Origin of the sequence: Edaphobacter sp. (assembly GCF_035532915.1) — a bacterium.
Lineage (GTDB): Bacteria > Acidobacteriota > Terriglobia > Terriglobales > Acidobacteriaceae > Edaphobacter.
Genome location: NZ_DATKQC010000401.1, coordinates 1 through 5,718, shown reverse-complemented (window position 1 = coordinate 5,718; position 5,718 = coordinate 1). Strand labels below are relative to the sequence as shown.

Here is a 5,718-nt window from a genome sequence, read left to right as displayed (position 1 = left end):
AGCCGCACTGCGGGCTCGCGTATGGAGACTTGGACAATGACGGCCGAATGGATCTCGTCGTGACATCTCTTGGTGGCCCGGCCCGCGTGCTCCGGAATGTCACCGAAACGCGCAATCACTTGATCTTGCTGAAGCTTGTTGGAACAAAAAGCAACCGGATGGGCATTGGCGCACAGATTCGGGTAACTACTGACGACGGCCGGAGGCTTTACAATGAGGCGACGACCAGTACGGGCTATTCCGCTTCAAGCGACCCCCGCGTTCACTTCGGTCTGGGCGGCTCGCGAGTGATTCGTGAAATCTAGAGCCGTTGGCCATCGGGTACGCGCCAGCTGCACCACGACATGGCCGCCGACCGCGTGATGGAAGTGACAGAAGCAGGCGGAGGGGGTCAGCGATAACGTGGTCGTACGCGGTTGGGTTATCTTGAGGGCGGATCCATCATGAATCGGTCGCTCGTCTGCTATTGTGTACTCCTGCTACTTGTTGGAGGAAGGTCCTCGGCGCAACTGCCGGACGCCTGCAAACTGCCAGCGTCGGCCGCGAAAGTGCCACCTGGCACGCCGCCCGCGAGAGTCTATGACGCTGAGGGTGCCTGGTTCGCCGAAAAGAGCGATCTGAAATGTTCAGTCGCGGCGTTCGAACAGGCCTTGAGCCTGGAACCGCGGTCGGCGGAGGCGCATTTCGACCTAGGGCTCATCCGGCAGCGTCAGAAGCAACCTGCAAGCGCAATCAACGAATTCCGGCTGGCCATGCAGTACGATCCCGGGTTGCTGCAGGCGCATTGTGCGCTGGGCTCGGCGCTTTCGGACCCGGTCGAGGCTGAAGCCGAATTTCGCAAGGCGCTTGAACTGAATCCGAATTTGATCTGCGCATTGGATGGGCTGGCGCAGATCCTGATGAACGGAGGACGATACGAAGCCGCCCTGGCATATTGGCGGCAGGCACTTCGGATTCAGCCGGATGACGTGGGTTTACAGATCGCTCTGGCGACGGATACATATAAGACTGCAAAGGGAAGGCAGGCCGCCGGACTGCCGGCTGCGGATGGCGCCGAAGTTGCGGATGCTATTCAGCTTTTCGCGGAACTGCTCAAAAGCCATCCCGACATGACGGATGCACACTTTACCCTTGGCAACATCTATGCGAACGAGCGGCGCTTTCGAGAGGCTGCAGATGAATACCGGGAGGTAACGCGCCGGAATCCACACGATACGGTCGCATTGGTCGCGCAAGTGAAGGCGCTCTTGAACGTAACCGCATACACGGAAGCGCTTGCGCCGGCCAAGGATTACGTGCGTCAGAAACCGAACGATGTGTCGGGCCACGTCTTGCTCGGTATGGTGTACAGAGGGTTGGGCGATTACGCGAAGGCAAAGCCGGAACTTGAGCTTGGTGCCGCTAAGGCACCTGATGATTTTGAGGCGCGATATCAACTTGGGTTCGTATTGGTACGGCAAGGGAAGCCGCAACAGGCGCTACCCCAGCTGCGGGAAGCAGTTGCGCTAAAGCCGGAGGACAAGTCGGCTCAATTCCAACTGGCGGCTGTTCTGCGTGCGCTTGGCCAAAAGGAGGAGGCAGACCGGATTGTGGAACAATTCCGGAAAGTTACCGGCAATGAGTTCCGGAACAGCCAACTGTCGTCCGAGGGGATCAAGGCGAACGATTTGCTGCAAGCGGGCAAACCGGAGGAAGCGGCGGAGATTTATCGCCGGATGATCGAACAGAACCCGGAAAGTGCCTGGACGGCTTACAACCTGGCAGTGGCGCTGAAAGCCATGCACGATCCAAAGGGCGCGGAGGACGCCCTCCGGAAGGCGGTAAGCATCGACCCGAAGCTGGCCAAAGTGCGGGCAGAATTGGGGCAACTCAAGTTGGCTGCAGGCGACATTCCAGCCGCGCAGAAATGGCTGGAATCCGCACTTGACTTAGATCCACAACTCGTAGATGCGCGCGGGAATCTGGCGATGGTACACGCCAAGCAGGGCGACCTCGCTTCGGCCGAGAAGCTTCTTCGTCAGGCCCTTGAGGACGATCCGAAATATAAGGAAGGTCATCTGAACCTCGGGCTGATTCTCGCCCAGCAAGGCAGGACATATGACGCCGAGCAGGAACTGGACAAAGCCGTCGCGCTGGCGCCGCAGGATCCCGCTACGTTGTCGACGGTCGGAAAAGCGGAGGCCCAAATGGGCATGATGAGCGAAGGGATCGCGCTTCTTCGGAAGGTAGTGGAGTTGGTGCCCGATCTGGCTGCCGCCCATCTGGACCTGGCGCTTGCGCTTGCCGACAGTTACGACCTGCCCGGGGCGCTGGTGGAGGACAGCGAGGCGGTCCGCCTTGCTCCGCAGTCCGGCGTCGCGCATTTTAATCGGGGTCGAGTGCTGTTCGACTTGGGTCGCAGCACCGAAGCACAGCCCGATTTCGAAGCGGCTGCCCGATTGGTTCATCAGATGGCGGAGCCGCGATATTTCCTCGCGCTGATCAACAAACAGGAGGGCAATTTACCCGAAGCTACCAGTCTGCTCGAAGAGACGGTCAAGCTGCAGCCGCGCAACGTGATGGCCTGGTATCTGCTTGGACAATACCTCGAGCAGCAGTCCGAGACCGCGAAAGCGATCGATGCCTGGCGCAAGGCGATTGCAATCGATCCGAAATTCAGTCAGGCACTGTTCGGCTTGGCGCGCGCATTGCGATCCACCTATCGCGCCGAGTCCGAGCAGTTCATGGCACGCTACACCGCGATACAGAAGGAGCGGCAGATTCTGGACCGCGCCGGCACACTGGCGAACAACGGTGTCGTGGCGGCGTCTGCTCACGAGTGGCCCGAAGCAACCCGAAAGTTGAAGGAAGCGATCGCGGAGTGCGGTGAATGCGCGGCGAAAGCCGACCTTCACAAGAAACTGGGCCTGATTAACTGCCAGACCGGCGACCTCAACAACGGTGAGAAGGAACTACTGGTCGCGAATGCGCTCAAGCCTGCAGATCCCGAGATCCAGCGGGCACTCAAGCAGATTGCGCAGGCGAGAAACCAGCACTCCGAATCGGCCGCAGGAAAGGCGTATTAGTGCTGGCGACCAGGAGGCTTGTTGCGCTTGTCACCACGCTCGCAGTAATGTGCGCGCTGCTGGCTACCGGACCGAAGTTGCTTTCCCAGATGGCTTCGAGGAACGCGACCGATCAGCCCATGCGTCCTCTTCCGCCGGGCATGAAGGTGCCGGTTGTGGATTTCCGCGATGTCGCGGCGCAGGCGGGACTCACCGCTAAGGTGATTTCGGGAGATATAGATCAGACGTACATCGTCGAAAACACCGGCACCGGCGTCGCTATATTCGATTACGACAACGACGGCCTTCCGGACATCTTTCTTCTGCAGGGCGACCGGCTGCACAATACGGGTCCTCCTCTGACGCCGCATCTTTATCACAATCTCGGCGGGCTTCACTTTGAGGATGTGACCGCCAAAGCTGGGATCGGCCACCTTGGCTGGTCGCAGGGAGTGTGCGCCGGCGATCCCGACAACGAAGGCCGCGTGTCTCTTTTTGTCACCCAGTGGGGGCATAACGTTTTCCTGCACAACATGGGAGACGGTACATTCCGCGACGAGACAAAGGAGCGGGTCCTCTACCGACCGGAATCACGCTGGAGTACAGGATGCGCGTTTATCGATTACGATCGCGATGGCTATCTCGATCTCGTGGTGGCCAACTATGTCGACTTCAAAGCTCAGGATTCGCCGCCGCCGCGCGACAAGAGCGGCTGCAAATGGAAGGGCATGCCTGTCCCATGCGGCCCTCGTGGCCTCAAGGGTGAGACGATGACGCTCTATCACAATGACGGTCACGGGCACTTCGTCGATGTCACCAAACAGGCCGGCATTGAGACCCCGCGTCAGTATTACGGCTTCACAGTCCTGACGGGCGATTTCGATAACGACGGATGGCCCGATATCTATATTACCTGCGACTCGACACCGAGTTTGTACTTTCACAACAAACACGATGGGACATTTGAAGAGACAGGTCTCACCAGCGGACTCGCAGTGAATGAGGACGGTAGCGAGCAGGCGGGCATGGGCGCCACGGCGGCCGACTACGACGGCGACGGAAAACTGGACATCTTCAAGACCAATTTCGCGGACGACACGAATACGCTTTATCGAAATCTCGGGGATGGCAACTTCGAGGACGTCACAAGCGCGGCCGGTCTTGCGGTGCACACCCAGTATGTGAAATGGGGGACCGCCTTTCTGGACTTCGACAATGACGGATGGAAAGACCTGTTCATCGCGGACGGCCACGTTTACCCGTTCGTTGAGAAGTACAACCTTGGAGAGTTCAAGCAGCCCCGGCAGTTGTTCTGGAATCGAGGCGACGGGCAGTTCTTCGATATGTCGTCCACAGGTGGACCGGGCATTACAGCAAAACATTCGTCGCGCGGAATCGCGGTGGGCGACCTCGACAATGACGGCTCCGAGGAGATTGTCGTCGTCAATCTTTTCGAGCCTCCGTCCTTGCTGAAGAACTTCGGGCCCAGGGGTAATGCACTCCTGGTCCGCGCCGTCACGGCCTCTGGCCGGGATGCGATCGGTGCGCGATTGACATTGACTGCCGGCGGACGCAAACAGATTGATGAAGTTCGCAGCGGGGGATACCATATTTCGCAGGGAGACTTCCGCGTGCACTTCGGCATGGGGCGCGCCACAAAGGCGGATCTGACGATCCGTTGGCCTGACGGCCCGCTGAGCAATGTGGAGACCATCCAAGGTGTGGACGCCAATCAATGGATTGTGGTCCGCGAAGGCAAAGGCGTTGTTGAGCACCACCCGTTCAAAACTTACGCCCCTTAGTACTACTGTGTTATAAATAGCCGCGTAGGCAAGATGGGCATCTGGGCCGTGCGCGGGAGAGGTGGGTTGCAATCTGGCGTCGCAGTGTGGCGATGGATTGATGATTATGCCGTTCTGTTTTTAAGGGTAGCGCCGCGGGGCGTGTAGGCGGATTGCATTGGGGGTATTTGAACTTGGATGATGGCTGCTCCGATTGGCTGCGAGTTGACTGAGGGGGGGAAAGGGCACCGCTCCAGGACCAGGAAGCCGTAGGCTGCGATGGATAAGGTTGCATGATGATGAAACCCGCGCCAGTTCCGGCCTTCGAAATGTCCCAGGCCAAGTTCCTGCTTCAGTTCTTCGTAGTCGCGCTCGATGCGCCAGCGCAGTTTGGGGATGGCAACCAGTTTGCGCAGAGGGATCGACGCGGACAGATTCGACAGCCAGTATTTGGTGGGTTCCTTCTCTCCTGCCGGCCACTCGATCAGCAGCCATTGTTCCGATCCGTCGCCCGTTCGGCAATTCCACCCACAGTGCACTGCCGCCGCTTGTCGCAGTAGATATGCGGCTCAACACCTCCACCGGCACCAGTCGTCCTTCACCGCTCTCCCTCGCGCGGCAGTGCCGCCGCCGGTACATGTCCAACGCCGCCACCGTTAATCCGTGGCCAGCCCAGAATGCCTCCCGGATTAAGCCGCTTGACTCATACTCGCGAACCAACTGCTCCGCTTCCACACGGGCTCCGTCGCCGCCGCTGCACCAATCCCACCGTTACATCGCCCATGCCCACAGTCCATCACAGACTCACTGCACAAAAACAGGTGTATTGCTCTGACGGATACACTTAATCGACACTGCACAGAAAGCTTTTTATACGCTACCAGCAGGATTAC

3 protein-coding genes and 3 pseudogenes are annotated in these 5,718 nt (G+C 59.0%); 4 read left to right on the top strand and 2 right to left on the bottom strand.

The window, feature by feature from the left end:
- From VMU57_RS18985 to VMU57_RS18975, 4 genes and pseudogenes are all read left to right on the top strand, one after another.
- Positions 1 to 305, top strand: a 305-nt coding sequence (locus VMU57_RS18985; protein ID WP_325386304.1) for an ASPIC/UnbV domain-containing protein, incomplete at its 5' end; no start/stop codon positions are given.
- 138 nt (positions 306 to 443) lie between these two features.
- Positions 444 to 737 (top strand): annotated as a pseudogene (locus VMU57_RS23185) (hypothetical protein); the annotation flags it as partial.
- A gap of 138 nt (positions 738 to 875) precedes the next feature.
- Complete coding sequence (locus tag VMU57_RS18980) at positions 876 to 3,065, top strand: tetratricopeptide repeat protein (RefSeq protein ID WP_325386302.1); 2,190 nt, start codon at positions 876 to 878, stop codon at positions 3,063 to 3,065.
- Entirely contained in the window at positions 3,065 to 4,846 is a 1,782-nt protein-coding gene (locus VMU57_RS18975; RefSeq protein WP_325386300.1) for a CRTAC1 family protein, read from the top strand. The genes VMU57_RS18980 and VMU57_RS18975 overlap by 1 nt, the downstream gene beginning before the upstream one ends.
- A gap of 104 nt (positions 4,847 to 4,950) precedes the next feature.
- Here VMU57_RS18975 and VMU57_RS18970 read toward each other — a convergent pair.
- Together VMU57_RS18970 and VMU57_RS23180 are read right to left on the bottom strand one after the other, a co-directional pair.
- A pseudogene (locus tag VMU57_RS18970) lies at positions 4,951 to 5,325 on the bottom strand (transposase); the annotation flags it as partial.
- A 61-nt stretch (positions 5,326 to 5,386) separates the two neighbouring features.
- Positions 5,387 to 5,560, bottom strand: a pseudogene (locus VMU57_RS23180) (hypothetical protein); the annotation flags it as partial.
- Positions 5,561 to 5,718: the final 158 nt, after the last annotated feature.